Raw genomic sequence first — 14,474 nt, forward strand, 5'->3', positions numbered from 1 at the left:
CCTTGCTGTCGCGCAGGGCGACCGCCGACGGGCCGGCGGCCAGTGGGGCGACCTCCACGCAGTTGGAGGTCTGACTGCGTGTGCTGGTACGCCACCCCTTCGACCGGCTCGTCGACTGGGTGGCGCAGTGGCACGCGCAGGCTGCCGGCCCGATCGGGCTGACCATGCAGCACGGGCACACGACCGCGCCCCAGCTCAGCGGCGCGGTGCCGTTCCTCGGCCACGACGCGTTGCAACAGGCGATGATCGACGCGGATCTGGTGGTCTGCCACGGTGGCCCGGCGACCATCCTGGAGGCCCGCCGGCACGGCCACCTGCCCATCGTGGTGCCCCGCGACCCGGCTCGCGGTGAGCACGTCGACAACCACCAGCTCCTCTTCGCCCGCCGGCTCGGCGCCGCCGGACTGGTGGCGCTCTGCGAGACCAGGGAAGCCCTGCACGACGCGTTGGCCGCCGGGCTGGCCGACCCGTCCCGGTACGCGGTGGCCGCCGACCCGGAGGCACACGAGGCACGACGGGCGGCGGTGGCCCGGGTCGGGCAGATCGTCGACGACCTGGTGGCCCGTTCGACCCCGCGCCCATCCCGGTGGCGGGCCTGGTCCCGGCCGCGCCCGGGTACGGAGGAGATTCGATGACCCAGCAGCCGACCGTCAGCGTCGTGGTGCCCACCCGGGACCGCCCCGAGCTGCTGCGGGCCGCGGTGCGCGCGATCCTGGCACAGGAGCACCCGGCCCTGATCGAGGTCGTCGTGGTGTTCGACCAGTCCGTGCCGGACGAGTCGCTGACCGAGCTGGGGAGCGGCCCGGCCCGCGTGGTGCGGGTGATCCGCAACACCCGTACCCCCGGGTTGGCCGGTGCGCGCAACAGCGGCACCCTCGCCGCCGAGGGTGAGCTTGTCGCCTTCTGTGACGACGACGACGAGTGGCTGCCCGGCAAACTGGCCGCCCAGGTCGACGCGCTGGCCGGCGACCCGGCCGCCGAGTTCGTCTGCTGCGGCATCCGGGTCAACTACGACGGGCACACCGTCGACCGGGTGCTCGACAAGGACCGCATCACCCTGGACGACCTGCTCCGCGATCGGATGACGGAGCTGCACCCGTCGACCTTCCTGATCCGCGCCACCGCCTTGCGCGACGGGTTCGGGCTGGTCGACGAGGAGATTCCGGGCAGCTACGCGGAGGACTACGAGTTCCTGCTGCGGGCCGCGCGCAGCGCACCTCTGATCAACCTGCGGACGCCGTCGGTGCTGGTCCGCTGGCACAAGCGCTCGTACTTCGCGCAGCGGTGGGACACCATCTCCGAGGCGTTGCAGTGGTTGCTCCAGCGCTACCCGGAGTTCGCCAGTCAACCGGCCGGCGAGGCCCGTGTCGCCGGGCAGATCGCGTTCGCCCAGGCCGCCTCCGGCGACCGCCGGGGCGCGCTGCGCTGGGCCCGGCGCACCCTGCGGAGCAACCCCCGCGAGCCGCGCGCCTACCTGGCCCTCGCCGTCGCAGGTCGGGTGGTCCGGGCCGACGCGGTGCTGCGCACCCTGCACAAGCGCGGTCGGGGGATCTGAGCCACCGTCGCGTCGCGTCGCGCGACGCGACGCGCGTCGCGTCGCAGTGGCGGGTGCAGAGCAAACGCCGTCCGTGGGTGCGTCGCGGGTTGCCGCGGCGGCGGGTCCAGAGCAACGGATGTCCTGTTCAGCGGGCGGCGGCGTCCGCTGGGCGGGACGCCCCGGGGAGCGCGCCGCGTCGGTGGCCCGCCGTGACAGACTGACCGCTGTGTTGCGCTGGCTGACTGCAGGTGAATCGCACGGTCCCGCCCTCGTCGCGATGTTGGAGGGGGTGCCGGCCGGCATCGAGGTGACCACCACCGAGATCGCTGACGAGCTGGCCCGTCGACGGCTGGGCTACGGGCGGGGTGCCCGGATGTCGTTCGAGCGGGACGAGGTCGAGCTGCTCGGCGGCCTGCGGCACGGCGTGACCCTCGGCAGCCCGGTGGCGATCAGGGTCGGCAACTCCGAGTGGCCGAAGTGGCAGACCGTGATGGCCGCCGACCCGGTCGACCCCGACGAGCTGGCCCGGCAGGCCCGCAACGCCCCGCTGACCCGCCCCCGGCCGGGCCACGCCGACCTGGCCGGCATGCAGAAGTACGGCCACACCGACGCCCGGCCGATCCTGGAGCGCGCCAGCGCACGGGAGACCGCCGCCCGGGTGGCTGTCGGCACGGTGGCCAAGGCGCTGATCCGTCAGGCGCTCGGGATCGAGATCGTCTCGCACGTCGTCGAGCTGGGCCCGGTGGCCGCGAAGCCCGGGCTGCGTCCCACGCCGTCCGACGCCGCGCGCATCGACGCCGACCCGCTGCGCTGCCTCGACCCGGAGGCCAGCGCCCTGATGGTCGCCGAGGTCGATGCCGCGAAGAAGGCCGCCGACACCCTCGGTGGCGTGGTCGAGGTGCTGGCGTACGGGGTGCCACCAGGGCTGGGCAGCCACGTGCAGTGGGACCGCAAGCTCGACGCCCGGCTGGCCACCGCGCTGATGTCCATTCAGGCGATCAAGGGCGTGGAGATCGGCGACGGCTGGCAGCAGGCCCGGTCCCGTGGCTCGGAGGCGCACGACGAGATCATTCCGTCGGCCACCGGTGTCCGCCGGGTCACCGACCGGGCCGGTGGGCTGGAGGGTGGCATCACCACCGGCGAGCCGCTGCGGGTCCGCGCCGCGATGAAGCCGATCTCCTCGCTGAACCGGGCCCTCTCCACTGTGGACGTCACCACCGGTGAGCCGGCCACCGCGATCAACCAGCGTTCCGACGTCTGCGCGGTGCCCGCAGCGGCGGTGGTCGCCGAGGCGATGGTGGCGCTGGTGCTGGCCGAGGCGGCCACCGAGAAGTTCGGTGGAGACTCGATCGCCGAGATCCGCCGCAACCTGGCCGGGTACCTCGACGCGCTGGTCATCCGCTGATGGCACCGGTCGTCGTGCTGGTCGGTGCCCCCGGCTGCGGCAAGACCACTGTCGGCCGGGCGCTCGCCGCCACCCTCGGCGTGGAGTTCCGCGACACCGACACCGACATCGAGCAGATGGCCGGGAAGCCGATCCCGGAGATCTTCATCGACGAGGGTGAGGCGCACTTCCGTACCTTGGAACGGGCCGCCGTGGCCGCGGCGCTGGCCGGCGGCACCGGCGTGCTCGCCCTCGGCGGCGGCGCGGTGCTGGCCGAGGAGACCCGGGCGGCCCTGATCGGGCACCGGGTGGTGCACCTCTCGGTCGAGTTGCCTGACGCGGTCAAGCGGGTCGGGCTCGGCGCCGGTCGGCCGCTGCTGGCGATCAACCCACGGGCCACCCTCAAGCACCTGTTGGACCAGCGCCGGCCGCTCTACGCCGAGGTCGCCACCGAGACGGTGGTCACCGACGGCCGGGCCCCGGCGCAGGTCGTCGCGGACGTCGCCGCCCTGCTCCCGCGCTGACGTCCCCCCCCGCCCCCCCGCCCCCGCGCCCCCCGCCCCCGCGCCGCCCCTTGCGCCGATCTTGCACTTGCTGCTCCGACGTAAGGAGCATTCACCGCATTTCGGCAACAGGAAGTGCAAGATCGGCGCAGGAGGGGTGGGGCGCGGGGCGTGGGGCGCGGGGCGCGGGGTGGGGTGGGGTGGGGAGGCAGGGGTCAGGTTTGGGCTATCAGGTCCAGGACGTCGGACAGGGCTTTCGGCTCGCTGAGCATCGGCCAGTGCCCGGTGGGCAACTCGTGCAGCTGGCCGTCGGCCAGGCCGGTGAAGAACGGATGCTCCTGTTGGATCATCTGCCGCACCACACCGAGCGGGAAGGTGCTGGCGACCAGCGCGGTCGGAACGGGGTGCCCGCCGGTGCGTCGGACCGGGTCGGTGGCGGCCCGCAGCGGCTGCGGGGTGGCCCGGTCACGCAGCAGCGCGAGCGTCGGCTCGTCCAGGCCGGCCAGGTTCGTCGGGTCGGCGGCCGGGTCCCAGGCCGGCGGCGGCAGCAGGTGCCCGGTGCCGATCGCTTCGCGTAGCCGCTGCTGCTCCTCCGGCGGCAGCGTGTCGAACTGTGCCGTGCCGTCCGGCAGCGGCCCACTCTCCACGTAGACGACCCGGGCGATCCGGTCCGGGATGCGGTCCACCGCCTGGGCGACCGGCATCCCGCCGCCGGAGTGCCCGACCAGCAGTACGTCGCGCAGGTCCTCGACCTCGATCAGTCGGACGATGTCGGTGGTGTGCGTGTCCAGGCCGACCTCCGGCCCGGCGAGGTGGTCGCGTTCGGCCACCCCGGTGAGCGTCATCGGATAGACCTCGTGCCCCTGCGACCGCAGCGCGGCGGTCACGTCCCGCCACGCCCAGGCACCCAACCAGAATCCCGGCACCAGCACGAATGTCGCCATCTGTGGCTCCTTTCCTCGGTTACCGACAGACCGTACGATCTATTCCGGACAGGATCCGCCCGGTTTGAAGGAGTGGCCCGTGTCACATCCCGCAGCGCGGGTGCTGGCCCTGCTCGAACTCCTGCAGACCCGGCACCGGTCGACGGCCGCCGAACTCGCCGGCCACCTCGGGGTGGACGAGCGGACGGTGCGCCGGTACGCGACCACGCTCGTCGAGCTGGGCATTCCCGTCACCGCCGACCGGGGCCGCCACGGCGGCTACCGGCTGCACCCCGGTTACAAGCTGCCGCCGCTGATGCTCACCGACGACGAGGCGGTGGCCGTGCTGCTCGGCCTCGTCGTCGCCGAACGGGTCGGGCTCGCCACCGAGCAGCCGGCCACCGCCGCCGCGCTGGCGAAGATCCGCCGGGTGTTGCCGGCCGCGCTCGCCGACCGGCTCGCCGCCGTCCAGGAGCACCTGGGCTTCACCCTGCGCCGCCCGGAGGCGGAGCGCGGGCCGGCGTCCGGCACCCTGCTCGCGCTGGCCTCGGCCGCCCGGCACCGGCAGCGGGTGGCGCTGGACTACCGCTCCTGGCGGGGCGAGCGGTCGCAGCGCGAACTCGACCCGTACGGGCTCGTCTTCCACGCCGGCCGTTGGTATGTCACCGGCCACGACCATCGACGCGGGGAGATTCGGACCTTCCGACTGGACCGGATCGGCGCGGTGACGCCCGGCGTGGCGACGTTCACGGTGCCCGACGGCTTCGAGGCGGTGGCCTGGGTGACCCGGTCGCTGGCCGGCGTGCCGTACCGGCATGAGGTGGAGGTCGTGCTGGAGACCGACCTGGTCGCCGCCCGCCGCCGCATCCCGCCCAGCGTGGCCGAGTTGACCGCCACCACCGACGGGGTGCTGCTGCGGGCCCGAGCGGAGAGCCTGCCCGGGATGGCGGCGCTGCTCGCCGGGCTGGGCTGTCCGTTCACCGTGCGGCACCCGGACGCGCTACGCGCCGCGGTGGCCGAGCACGCCCGCCGGTTGGCTGACTGGGCCGCTCGGCCAGCAGGTGGACAGCCGCCCTCCCCGCGCCGCCCGCTGGACTAGGCTGCCGGCGATGGACGAGGTGACCCGAATTCCGGTCGGCGGCGAGCGGCCGTACGACGTCTTGGTGGGACGTGACCTGCTGGGTGCGCTGCCTGGCCTACTGCCCGGCGCGACCCGGGTGGCGGTGTTGCACGCGCCTCCGCTCAAGGCCCTCGCGGACGCGCTCGGCGAACGCCTGCGCGCCGCCGGCGTCGAGCCACTGCCGATCGAGGTGCCCGACGCCGAGTCGGGGAAGCACGTCGAGGTGGCCGCCGCCTGTTGGGACCGGCTCGGAGCGGCGGGCTTCACCCGTACCGACGCGGTGGTCGGGGTGGGCGGCGGCGCGGTGACCGACCTGGCCGGCTTCGTCGCGGCCTGCTGGTTGCGGGGTGTGCGCTGGGTGCCGGTGGCGACCTCGCTGCTGGGCATGGTGGATGCCGCGGTGGGCGGCAAGACGGGCATCAACACGGCCGCCGGCAAGAACCTGGTGGGCGCGTTCCACCCGCCGGTCGGGGTGTTGGCGGACCTGGCCACTCTGGACAGCCTGCCCGCTGTCGACCTGGCGGCCGGGCTGGCCGAGGTCGTCAAGTGCGGGTTCATCGCCGACCCGACGATCCTGGATCTCATCGAGAACGACCCGGAGGCCGCCACCGACCCCCGTGGGCCGGTGAGCCGGGAGCTGATCGAGCGGGCCATCCGGGTCAAGGCCGACGTGGTCGCCGGCGACCTGCGCGAGTCGGGCCTGCGGGAGGTGCTCAACTACGGTCACACCCTTGCCCACGCCATCGAGCAGAACGAGGGTTACCGCTGGCGGCACGGCCACGCCGTCGCTGTCGGTCTGGTGTACGCGGCCACCCTGGCCCGGCTCGCCGGGCGGTTGGACGCGCCGACCGCCGACCGACACCGGATCACGCTGAGCGCGCTGGGCCTGCCGGTGAGCTACCCGGCCGATGCCTGGCCGAAGCTGCTACCCACGATGCGGGTGGACAAGAAGGCCCGGGGCAGTCGACTGCGCTTCGTGGTGCTCGACGGGCTGGCCCGCCCGGCGATGTTGGAGGGCCCCGACGACGCGTTGCTGGAGGCTGCCTACCGGGAGGTGGCAACCCCGTGAGCGCGACTGAGCCGGGTCAGCGGGCCCCACAGAAGCGAACGACAGAGAAGGTCTACGTTCTGAACGGGCCGAACCTGGGCCGGCTGGGCACCCGCGAGCCCGACGTGTACGGCGCGACCAGATATGCGGACCTGGTGGCGCTCTGCGAGAGCACGGGTCGGGAGCTGGGGCTGGCGGTGACGGTCCGGCAGACCGACGCGGAGCACGAGCTGCTCGGCTGGCTGCACGCGGCGGCCGACGAGGGCGCCGCTGTGGTGCTCAACCCGGCAGCCTGGTCGCACTACTCGTACGCGGTGCGGGACGCCTGCGCCATGCTGCGCGGGCCGCTGGTGGAGGTGCACATCTCCAACATCCATACCCGTGAGGAGTTCCGGCACCACTCGGTGGTCTCGGCGGTGGCGACCGGGGTGATCTGCGGTCTCGGTATCGACGGCTATCGTCTCGCTCTGCACCATCTGGCCACCCGCTGAGGGCCCTCCGACTGGGCGCTCCGAACGGGGGGCCGTCCGATTCGACGCAGCTTGTAGACTTGCCAGGTCTGTCCGCCAATTGATGATCAAGGCAGGAAATGGCCTCCACCAACGACCTCAAAAACGGCCTGGTACTCAACCTTGACGGCGAGCTCTGGGCCGTCGTCGAGTTCCAGCACGTCAAGCCCGGTAAGGGTGGTGCCTTCGTGCGCACCACGCTGAAGAACGTGCTGTCCGGGAAGGTGGTCGACAAGACCTTCAACGCGGGCACCAAGGTCGAAACCGCGACCGTTGACAAGCGCACGATGCAGTACCTCTACGCCGACGGTGAGGACTTCGTCTTCATGGATCTGGAGACCTTCGACCAGATCACCGTGCCCGGTGGCACCGTCGGTGAGGCAGCCAACTACCTGCTGCCCGAGGCGGAGGCGACCATCGCCCAGCACGAGGGTGTGCCGCTCTACATCGAGCTGCCCACCAGCGTCGTGCTGGAGGTCACCTACACCGAGCCGGGCCTGCAGGGCGACCGTTCGACCGGCGGCACCAAGCCGGCGACTGTGGAGACCGGCGCCACCGTGCCGGTTCCGCTGTTCATCACCACCGGCGAGAAGATCAAGGTCGACACCCGCGACGGCCGTTACCTCGGCCGCGCCTGATGGCTGAGGGTTCCAAGCAGCAGATGCCGGCGCGCCGCAAGGCGCGCAAGCGGGCGCTGGATGTCCTTTACGAGGCCGACCTGCGGGACAAGCCTCCGGTGGAGGTGCTCGCCGGCTACGTGCAGCGGATCGAGCAGCCCCGGCCGGAGCACCTCGGCTACGCGGTGGGTCTGGTCGAGGGGGTTGCCGAGCACCTCAACCGGATCGACGAGCTGATCGCCAGCTACGCCGAGGGTTGGACGCTGGAGCGGATGCCGGTCGTCGACCGTAATCTGGCCCGGATCGCCGTCTACGAGTTGCTCTACGTCGACGAGATCGACGACGCGGTGGCGATCAGCGAGGCCGTCGAGCTGGCTCGGCAGATGTCGACGGACGATTCGCCGCGCTTCCTCAACGGGGTGCTCGGCCGGATCGCCGAGTACGCCACCCGCTGAGCGTCCGCACCGGACACCGCTGATCCGAAAGGGCCCGTGCCAGCCGGCACGGGCCCTTTCGGTGGAGCGGCAGATCAGGTGGAGCGGCAGATCAGGAGGCGAAGAACGCCCGGGGGTCGGCCACCAGCACGCCGTGCTCGGTGAGCCGCTCGATCAGGCCCGACGGTGAGGCGTCGTAGACGATCGCGAGGGCCCGCAGGTCGTCGGCGCGGATGGAGAGCACCCGGCCGTTGTAGTCGCCGCGCTGCTGCTGGATGGCGCGGGCGTAGCGGGCGACGTAGGCCAGGTCCTCGGAGGCCTCGTCGTAGAGCCGCTCCAGGTCCAGGACAATCTTGCTGGTGGGCTCGTGGCGGACGCCACTGCCGTCAGGCAGCAGCTCCGAGACGGGTACGCGGTAGAACTCGGCCAACTCGGCCAGACGGGACACCGTCACGGCCCGGTCGCCACGCTCGTAAGAGCCGACCACCACGGCCTTCCACCGCCCGTTCGACTTCTCCTCCACACCCTGCAGGGAGAGACCCTGCTGCTGGCGGATGGAGCGCAGGCGGGCGCCCAGAGACTTGGCGTATTCAGAGGGCATTCGGACACTCCCAGTGCTGCTCGGGGTTCTCCCGTCGATCGCTACGGAGCGTGACGGTACGGGGAATGCGACACGTGGTCAAGTGGTCGTGCCCCTACCGTTGCGGAGCGTCCGGGGAGTTTTCTCCTTTTCCGGTACCTGACCCGGTGGTCAGTGGCCGCCGGCCATCACCCCGGTGACCACTGGTAACGTGGCGGAAGCCCCGGTCCAGGTCCGCTGTGCGGTCCGGCCTGAGGTGCCCGACATCCTTTAACGACCCGTCCCGTGAGGCGGGGAAGGAGGTCCGCCGTGGCGTACCCACCGGCTGCCCGCTCGTCACCACCGCAACAACCCTCGGTGAAGGTGATCCTCGCCAGCGCCGACGTGCAACGCGTGGTCGACCGCATCGCCCACCAGATCCTGGAGAAGACCCAGGGCGCCGCCAACACGGTGCTGCTGGGGATTCCCACCCGGGGTACCCCCCTCGCCCGGCGGCTCGCCGACCGGATCAGCACCTTCGAGGACGTCGCCGTCCCGGTCGGTGTGCTCGACATCACTCTGTACCGCGACGACCTCCGTCGGCACGCCACCCGCGCGGTGGGTCCGACCGAGCTGCCCCCCGGCGGGATCGACGGCAAACGGGTCATCCTGGTCGACGACGTGCTCTTCTCCGGCCGCACCGTCCGGGCCGCGCTCGACGCGCTCAACGACGTGGGCCGCCCCGCCTCGGTCCAGCTCGCCGTCCTGGTCGACCGGGGCCACCGGGAGTTGCCGATCCGCGCCGACTACGTCGGCAAGAACATCCCGACCTCGCTCGCCGAGAGCGTCAAGGTGACGCTCGCCGAGATCGACGGGACGGACGAGGTCAAGCTGTACGGGGGAACTGCCTCATGATCAAGCACCTGCTCTCCGGCGGGGACCTGGACGCCGACACCGCCACCGAGATCCTGGACACCGCCGCCGAGATGGCCACCGTCGCCGGCCGGGAGATCAAGAAGCTTCCCGCGCTGCGCGGACGGACCGTGGTGAACCTCTTCTACGAGGACTCCACGCGTACCCGGATCTCCTTCGAGGCGGCGGCGAAGCGACTCAGCGCCGACGTGATCAACTTTTCCGCGAAGGGGTCCAGCGTCACCAAGGGTGAGAGCCTGAAGGACACCGCGTTGACCCTGCAGGCCATGGGCGCGGACGCCGTCGTCGTCCGACACCCCGCCTCCGGCGCGCCGCACCGCCTGGCCAACTGGGTGGACGGGTCGGTCGTCAACGCCGGCGACGGCACTCACGAGCACCCCACCCAGGCGCTGCTGGACGCGTACACCATGCGGGCCCGGCTGGGCCGGCTCGCCGGCCTGTCGGTCGCGGTGGTCGGGGACGTGCTGCACTCCCGGGTGGCCCGCTCCAACGTGCTGCTGCTCTCCACCCTCGGCGCCAAGGTCACCCTGGTCGGTCCGCCGACCCTCATCCCGGTCGACATCGCGGGCGCCCTCGCGCCCGGCACCAACGTCTCCTACGACCTGGACTCCGTCCTGCCGAACGTGGACGTGGTGATGATGCTGCGCGTGCAGCGGGAGCGGATGAACGACTCCTACTTCCCCTCCGCGCGCGAGTACGCCCGCCGCTACGGTCTGGACGGGCCCCGGATGCGCCGGCTGCCCGAGCACGCGATCGTCATGCACCCCGGCCCGATGAACCGGGGGATGGAGATCACCCCCGAGGTCGCCGACTCACCCCGCTCCACCATCGTCGAACAGGTCACCAACGGGGTCTCCGTGCGGATGGCTGTCCTTTACCTGCTGCTCGGAGGGAACAACCGGTGAGCGCGTACCTGATCACCAGCGTGAGTGTCGTCGGCGCCGCGCCGACCGACCTGCTGATCCGCGACGGCGTGATCGCCGAGGTCGGCCCCGGCCTGACCGCGCCGGACGCCACAGTCGTCGACGGCACCGGCCTGGTCGCCCTGCCCGGTCTCGTCGACCTGCACACCCACCTGCGCGAGCCCGGCCGGGAGGACGCCGAGACCGTCGAGTCCGGTTCCCGGGCGGCGGCGCTGGGCGGCTACACGGCGGTCTGCGCGATGGCCAACACCTCCCCGGTGGCGGACACCGCCGGCGTGGTCGAGCAGGTCTGGCGGCTCGGCCGCGAGGCCGGTCTGGTCGACGTGCAGCCGATCGGCGCGGTCACCGTCGGGCTGGCCGGCGAGCGACTGGCCGAGCTGGGCGCGATGGCGGACTCGGCGGCCCGGGTGCGGATCTTCTCCGACGACGGGCACTGCGTCGCCGACCCGAAGTTGATGCGCCGAGCACTGGAGTACGTCAAGGCGTTCGACGGGATCATCGCCCAGCACGCCGAGGAGCCCCGGCTCACCGAGGGCGCCCAGATGCACGAGGGTGAGGTCTCCACCCGGCTCGGCCTGATCGGTTGGCCGGCGGTCGCCGAGGAGGCGATCATCGCCCGGGACGTGCTGCTCGCCGAGCACGTGGGCAGCCGACTGCACGTCTGCCACGTCTCCACCGCCGGCAGCGTCGAGGTGCTGCGCCAGGCGAAGGCCCGCGGGGTACGCGTGACGGCCGAGGTGACCCCGCATCACCTGCTGCTCACCGACGAACGGGCGGAAAGCTACGACCCGGTCTACAAGGTGAACCCGCCGCTGCGCACCGCCGCGGACATTGCCGCGCTGCGCGCCGCCCTCGCCGACGGGGTGATCGACGTGATCGCCACCGACCACGCGCCGCACGCCGTGGAGGACAAGGAGTGCGAGTGGGCGTACGCCCGACCGGGGATGCTCGGTCTGGAGACGGCCCTCTCCATCGCGCTGGACGTGCTCGGCCCCGAGTGGGACCTGATCGCCGAGCGGATGTCGCGCACCCCCGCACGGATCGCCGGCCTCACCGGGCACGGCGTCGACCCCGCGCCGGGTGTGCCGGCCAACCTGACCCTGATCGACCCGGCCGCCCACCGCACCATCGATCCGGCGGAGCTGGCCAGTCGCAGTCGCAACACCCCGTACGCCCGCATGACGCTGCCAGGTCGCATCGTGGCGACCTTCCTGCGTGGCGAGCCGACGGTCCTGGACGGAAAGGCTGTCAAGTAATGGTCAAGCGCAGACCCGCAATGCTGGTGCTGGAGGACGGGCGTACGTTCCCCGGCGAGGCGTACGGCAGCGTCGGAGAGACCTTCGGCGAGGCGGTCTTCAACACCGGCATGACCGGTTACCAGGAGACCCTCACCGACCCGTCGTACCACCGTCAGGTGGTGGTGCAGACCGCGCCGCACATCGGCAACACCGGTGTCAACGGCGAGGACGACGAGTCCGGTCGGATCTGGGTGGCCGGCTACGTCGTGCGCGACCCGGCCCGGATCGGCTCGAACTGGCGGGCCACCGGTGGTCTCGAGGACCGTCTCGCCACCGAGGGTGTGGTGGGCATCAGTGGCGTGGACACCCGGGCGCTGACCCGGCACCTGCGCGAGCGGGGCGCCATGCGGGTGGGCATCTCCAGCATCGACAACGACCCGCAGAGCCTGCTGGCCCGGGTCCGTCAGGCGCCGCAGATGGTCGGCGCGGACCTGTCCGCCGAGGTGAGCACCGTCGAGCCGTACGTCGTCGAGGCCCTGGGCGAGCACCGGTTCACGGTGGCCGCGCTGGACCTGGGCATCAAGCGCAACGTGCCGCGTCGGCTGGCCACCCGGGGGGTGACCACCCACGTGCTGCCGGCGTCGTCGAGCATCGACCAGATGCTCGCCACCGGCGCCGACGCGATCTTCCTGTCGCCCGGTCCGGGCGACCCGGCCACCGCCGACGCCCCGGTGGAGCTGGCCCGGGAGGCGCTGCGGCGCGAGGTGCCGCTGTTCGGCATCTGCTTCGGCAGCCAGATCCTCGGTCGGGCGCTCGGCTTCGGCACCTACAAGCTGGGCTACGGCCACCGGGGGATCAACCAGCCGGTGCTCGACCGGGTCACCGGCAAGGTCGAGGTGACCAGCCACAATCACGGCTTCGCGGTCAAGGTGCCGGGCGCGGGTGCTGGCGCTGTCGTCCCCGACCAGGTGATCGACACCGACTTCGGCGGCGTACGGGTGTCGCACGTCTGCCTCAATGACAACGTGGTCGAGGGGCTGCGGGCAGTGGACCTGCCCGCGTTCACCGTCCAGTACCACCCGGAGGCGGCGGCCGGTCCGCACGACGCGGACTACCTCTTCGACCGATTCGCCGAACTGATCGAGGGCCGTGCCCTCGACCAGCGGCCCAGTGAAGGCCGGACCCACAGCAAGGGGCGTAGCAATGCCTAAGCGGACCGATCTCCAGCACATCCTCGTGATCGGCTCCGGGCCGATCGTCATCGGGCAGGCCTGCGAGTTCGACTACTCGGGCACCCAGGCGTGCCGGGTGCTGCGCAGCGAGGGGATCCGGGTCAGCCTGGTCAACTCCAACCCGGCCACGATCATGACGGACCCGGAGTTCGCCGACGCCACGTACGTCGAGCCGATCACCCCGGAGTTCGTGGAGCTGGTCATCGCCAAGGAGCGCCCGGATGCGATCCTCGCGACCCTCGGCGGGCAGACCGCGCTGAACACGGCCGTCGCCCTGCACGAGGCCGGCGTCCTGGAGAAGTACGGCGTGGAGCTGATCGGCGCGAACATCGACGCCATCAACCGGGGCGAGGACCGGCAGCTGTTCAAGGAGATTGTGGCGAAGGCCGGCGTACGGCTGGGCGTCGACGACCCGACCGCCCTGGTGCCCCGCTCGCGGGTCTGCCACTCGATGGACGAGGTCGAGGCGACAGTCGCCGAGCTGGGCCTGCCGGTGGTGATCCGGCCGTCGTTCACCATGGGTGGCCTGGGTTCCGGCATGGCGCACACCCCGGAGGACCTGGCCCGCATCGCCGGCGACGGCCTGTCCGCCAGCCCGGTGCACGAGGTGCTCATCGAGGAGAGCGTGCTCGGTTGGAAGGAGTACGAGCTCGAGCTGATGCGCGACCGGCACGACAACGTGGTGGTGGTCTGCTCGATCGAGAACATCGACCCGATGGGCGTGCACACCGGCGACAGCGTCACAGTGGCCCCGGCCATGACGCTCACCGACCGGGAGTACCAGCACCTGCGTGACCTGGGCATCGCCGTGCTGCGCGAGGTCGGTGTGGACACCGGCGGCTGCAACATCCAGTTCGCGGTCAACCCGGTCGACGGCCGGATCGTCGTCATCGAGATGAACCCCCGGGTGTCGCGGTCCTCGGCGCTGGCCTCCAAGGCGACCGGTTTCCCGATCGCGAAGATCGCCGCGAAGCTGGCCATCGGCTACACCCTCGACGAGATCCCGAACGACATCACCCTGAAGACCCCGGCGGCGTTCGAGCCGACCCTGGACTACGTGGTGGTGAAGATCCCCCGGTTCGCGTTCGAGAAGTTCCCCGGCGCGGACCCGGAGCTGACCACCACGATGAAGTCGGTGGGCGAGGCGATGAGCCTCGGACGCAACTTCACCGAGGCGCTGAACAAGGCGATGCGCTCGATGGAAACCAAGTCGGCCGGTTTCTGGAGTGTGCCGGACCCTGCCGGCGTCACCCTGGCCGACACCCTCGCGGCGCTGCGGATCCCGCACGACGGCCGGCTGTACACGGTGGAGCGGGCGCTGCGGCTCGGGGCGTCGATCGCCGAGGTGGCCGAGGCGTCCGGCGGGATCGACCCGTGGTTCCTGGACCAGATCGCCGCGCTGATCGAGCTGCGCGCCGAGATCGTCGACGCGCCGGTGCTCGACGCCGACCTGCTGCGTCGTGCCAAGCGGGCCGGTCTGTCCGACCGGCAGCTCGCCGCGCTGCGCCCGGAGC

At 71.8% G+C, this 14,474-nt stretch carries 17 protein-coding genes; 14 read left to right on the plus strand and 3 right to left on the minus strand.

The window, feature by feature from the left end; translation table 11 throughout:
* The coding region (locus ABZ749_RS13830; protein ID WP_357227376.1) for a DUF397 domain-containing protein at positions 1-166 on the minus strand (166 nt) is incomplete at its 3' end.
* On the opposite strand from ABZ749_RS13830, the gene ABZ749_RS13835 reads away from it, so the two are divergent.
* The 4 genes from ABZ749_RS13835 to ABZ749_RS13850 all read left to right on the plus strand — a co-directional run bounded on the left by ABZ749_RS13835 (position 120) and on the right by ABZ749_RS13850 (position 3,445).
* Positions 120-635: a glycosyltransferase gene (locus tag ABZ749_RS13835; RefSeq protein WP_357227345.1), complete on the plus strand. Its 516-nt coding sequence runs from the start codon at positions 120-122 to the stop codon at positions 633-635. The two genes, ABZ749_RS13830 and ABZ749_RS13835, sit on opposite strands and share 47 nt — an antisense overlap.
* A complete protein-coding gene (locus ABZ749_RS13840; protein WP_357227348.1) occupies positions 632-1,555 on the plus strand; it encodes a glycosyltransferase family 2 protein in 924 nt (307 codons plus the stop codon). The genes ABZ749_RS13835 and ABZ749_RS13840 overlap by 4 nt, the downstream gene beginning before the upstream one ends.
* 208 nt (positions 1,556-1,763) lie before the next feature.
* Positions 1,764-2,942 (plus strand): chorismate synthase, encoded by a 1,179-nt coding sequence (gene aroC / locus ABZ749_RS13845; RefSeq protein WP_357196238.1) that lies wholly within the window; start codon positions 1,764-1,766, stop codon positions 2,940-2,942.
* Positions 2,942-3,445, plus strand: coding sequence for a shikimate kinase (locus ABZ749_RS13850; protein ID WP_355009205.1), 504 nt, complete (start codon positions 2,942-2,944; stop codon positions 3,443-3,445). Before aroC ends, ABZ749_RS13850 begins: the two co-directional genes overlap by 1 nt.
* Positions 3,446-3,639: 194 nt before the next feature.
* Here the strand turns inward: ABZ749_RS13850 and ABZ749_RS13855 are convergent, their stop codons facing one another.
* Positions 3,640-4,368 carry an alpha/beta hydrolase gene (locus tag ABZ749_RS13855; RefSeq protein WP_357227351.1) on the minus strand — a complete coding sequence of 243 codons (729 nt, stop codon included), beginning with the start codon at positions 4,366-4,368 and terminating at the stop codon, positions 3,640-3,642.
* A gap of 79 nt (positions 4,369-4,447) precedes the next feature.
* On the opposite strand from ABZ749_RS13855, the gene ABZ749_RS13860 reads away from it, so the two are divergent.
* From ABZ749_RS13860 to nusB, 5 genes are all read left to right on the plus strand, one after another.
* A complete protein-coding gene (locus ABZ749_RS13860; RefSeq protein ID WP_357227353.1) occupies positions 4,448-5,446 on the plus strand; it encodes a YafY family protein in 999 nt (332 codons plus the stop codon).
* Between the two features lie 10 nt (positions 5,447-5,456).
* Complete coding sequence (gene aroB, locus ABZ749_RS13865; protein ID WP_357227356.1) at positions 5,457-6,536, plus strand: 3-dehydroquinate synthase; 1,080 nt, start codon at positions 5,457-5,459, stop codon at positions 6,534-6,536.
* Positions 6,533-7,006 carry a type II 3-dehydroquinate dehydratase gene (gene aroQ, locus ABZ749_RS13870; RefSeq protein ID WP_357227360.1) on the plus strand — a complete coding sequence of 158 codons (474 nt, stop codon included), beginning with the start codon at positions 6,533-6,535 and terminating at the stop codon, positions 7,004-7,006. Before aroB ends, aroQ begins: the two co-directional genes overlap by 4 nt.
* A gap of 98 nt (positions 7,007-7,104) precedes the next feature.
* A complete protein-coding gene (gene efp / locus ABZ749_RS13875) occupies positions 7,105-7,662 on the plus strand; it encodes an elongation factor P (RefSeq protein ID WP_355009200.1) in 558 nt (185 codons plus the stop codon).
* A gap of 23 nt (positions 7,663-7,685) precedes the next feature.
* The gene (gene nusB / locus ABZ749_RS13880; protein ID WP_184188983.1) at positions 7,686-8,096 is read left to right on the plus strand and encodes a transcription antitermination factor NusB; all 411 of its coding nucleotides are present in this window, start codon (positions 7,686-7,688) and stop codon (positions 8,094-8,096) included.
* A 91-nt stretch (positions 8,097-8,187) separates the two neighbouring features.
* Here the strand turns inward: nusB and ABZ749_RS13885 are convergent, their stop codons facing one another.
* A complete protein-coding gene (locus tag ABZ749_RS13885; RefSeq protein WP_007458348.1) occupies positions 8,188-8,676 on the minus strand; it encodes a transcriptional regulator in 489 nt (162 codons plus the stop codon).
* A gap of 288 nt (positions 8,677-8,964) precedes the next feature.
* On the opposite strand from ABZ749_RS13885, the gene pyrR reads away from it, so the two are divergent.
* The 5 genes from pyrR to carB form a co-directional block, all read left to right on the plus strand.
* Entirely contained in the window at positions 8,965-9,549 is a 585-nt protein-coding gene (pyrR, locus tag ABZ749_RS13890) for a bifunctional pyr operon transcriptional regulator/uracil phosphoribosyltransferase PyrR (protein ID WP_210785458.1), read from the plus strand.
* Positions 9,546-10,472 carry an aspartate carbamoyltransferase catalytic subunit gene (locus tag ABZ749_RS13895; protein ID WP_357227364.1) on the plus strand — a complete coding sequence of 309 codons (927 nt, stop codon included), beginning with the start codon at positions 9,546-9,548 and terminating at the stop codon, positions 10,470-10,472. Before pyrR ends, ABZ749_RS13895 begins: the two co-directional genes overlap by 4 nt.
* On the plus strand, positions 10,469-11,746 hold the full coding sequence (locus ABZ749_RS13900) for a dihydroorotase (RefSeq protein WP_357227367.1): 1,278 nt from the start codon (positions 10,469-10,471) through the stop codon (positions 11,744-11,746). The genes ABZ749_RS13895 and ABZ749_RS13900 overlap by 4 nt, the downstream gene beginning before the upstream one ends.
* Entirely contained in the window at positions 11,746-12,939 is a 1,194-nt protein-coding gene (carA, locus tag ABZ749_RS13905; protein ID WP_357227371.1) for a glutamine-hydrolyzing carbamoyl-phosphate synthase small subunit, read from the plus strand. The genes ABZ749_RS13900 and carA overlap by 1 nt, the downstream gene beginning before the upstream one ends.
* The coding region (gene carB / locus ABZ749_RS13910; RefSeq protein ID WP_357227373.1) for a carbamoyl-phosphate synthase large subunit at positions 12,932-14,474 on the plus strand (1,543 nt) is incomplete at its 3' end. The genes carA and carB, both read left to right, overlap by 8 nt.

Source organism: Micromonospora sp. NPDC047753 (assembly GCF_040642735.1).
GTDB lineage: Bacteria > Actinomycetota > Actinomycetes > Mycobacteriales > Micromonosporaceae > Micromonospora.

Excerpts from the sequence above, each read along its gene's own strand:
- ABZ749_RS13840 (WP_357227348.1), top strand. The coding sequence starts at position 632 with ATGACCCAGCAGCCGACCGTCAGCGTCGTGGTGCCCACCCGGGACCGC.
- ABZ749_RS13850 (WP_355009205.1), top strand. The coding sequence starts at position 2,942 with ATGGCACCGGTCGTCGTGCTGGTCGGTGCCCCCGGCTGCGGCAAGACC.
- ABZ749_RS13855 (WP_357227351.1), bottom strand. The coding sequence starts at position 4,368 with ATGGCGACATTCGTGCTGGTGCCGGGATTCTGGTTGGGTGCCTGGGCG.
- aroB (WP_357227356.1), top strand. The coding sequence starts at position 5,457 with ATGGACGAGGTGACCCGAATTCCGGTCGGCGGCGAGCGGCCGTACGAC.
- efp (WP_355009200.1), top strand. The coding sequence starts at position 7,105 with ATGGCCTCCACCAACGACCTCAAAAACGGCCTGGTACTCAACCTTGAC.
- nusB (WP_184188983.1), top strand. The coding sequence starts at position 7,686 with ATGCCGGCGCGCCGCAAGGCGCGCAAGCGGGCGCTGGATGTCCTTTAC.
- ABZ749_RS13885 (WP_007458348.1), bottom strand. The coding sequence starts at position 8,676 with ATGCCCTCTGAATACGCCAAGTCTCTGGGCGCCCGCCTGCGCTCCATC.
- ABZ749_RS13895 (WP_357227364.1), top strand. The coding sequence starts at position 9,546 with ATGATCAAGCACCTGCTCTCCGGCGGGGACCTGGACGCCGACACCGCC.
- carA (WP_357227371.1), top strand. The coding sequence starts at position 11,746 with ATGGTCAAGCGCAGACCCGCAATGCTGGTGCTGGAGGACGGGCGTACG.